Here is a 1,129-nt window from a genome sequence, read left to right on the forward strand (position 1 = left end):
GCCATCAACAACCACGCCGATATGTTCGGTGATATCACCTGTCGCGACAGGACTGCCTTTAATTGAAGGGAACGCCCCCGGAATACCCTCACCATTAGCTTGGTGACAAACAGCACAACGCGCCGAGTAAATCGCTTCGCCTTGCGCCATGAGCTCATCCATCGACAAGTCTTGAGTTAGCGCCTCTTGCGCCGCGGCTTTTTGCATCGCTATTTCTTCTTTCTTCCCCGCGCGCCACTGATCGAATTCATCTTCCGGCATGGCATGGACTACGATTGGCATAAAGCCATGAGCTCGTCCACAAAGCTCTGCACACTGACCACGATAAACGCCCGGCTCATCAATTCGCGTCCAAGCCTCGTTGATGAAACCCGGGATGGTGTCTTTTTTCACGGCGAAATCAGGTACCCACCAAGAGTGAATCACATCGTCTGAGGTCAGTAAAAATCGCACTTTACGATTCACAGGGAGCACGAGCGGGTTATCCACTTCAAGCAAGTAATGCGCGCCTTTCATCTCTATACCGTCAATCTGCTTTTGGCTGGTTGCGAGCAAGCTGAAAAATTCCACATCTTCACCAAAGTAGCTGTAATGCCACTTCCATTGCGAACCTGTGATTTGAATGGTGATATCCGATTGGCTAGTGTCTTCCATTGCGACTAAAGTTTTCGTTGCGGGAATCGCCATCGCGACAAGAATGATGATAGGGATAACAGTCCAAATAATTTCTACTTTGGTGCTTTCGTGGAAATGCGCGGCAACTGCACCTTTTGATTTGCGATGACGGATGATGGCATAGAACATAACACCAAAAACAACCAGAGCTATCGCGCAACAAATGTAGAAAATGAGCATATGTAATTCATACACTTGCTCGCTTATCGCCGTGACCCCTTTGGTCATGTTGAGTTCATTGTCCTTTGACCAACCGTAGGAGGAGAATGTGATTAAAATCACACTCAGTGGTATGGCTAGAGTAGTCGCTAATCTTTTCAAAAGATCTCTCCTCTGCTCAGCCGCTACGCTTGCGCGAGCTTCCTTGCGTCCCATTGCAAATATCGAACAACTTTACGAAAAATCACAAAAAATACGATTTCGACACAGTTTGTTATATTTATGTTAAAAGGCT

Annotated in this window: 1 protein-coding gene; it reads right to left on the reverse strand. The window is 47.0% G+C overall.

The window, feature by feature from the left end; all coding sequences use genetic code 11:
• Positions 1-996, reverse strand: a 996-nt coding sequence (gene coxB / locus R7O12_RS26225) for a cytochrome c oxidase subunit II (RefSeq protein WP_318126989.1), incomplete at its 3' end; no start/stop codon positions are given.
• Positions 997-1,129 lie beyond the last annotated feature (133 nt).

It is taken from the genome of Vibrio sp. Vb1574 (assembly GCF_033338675.1).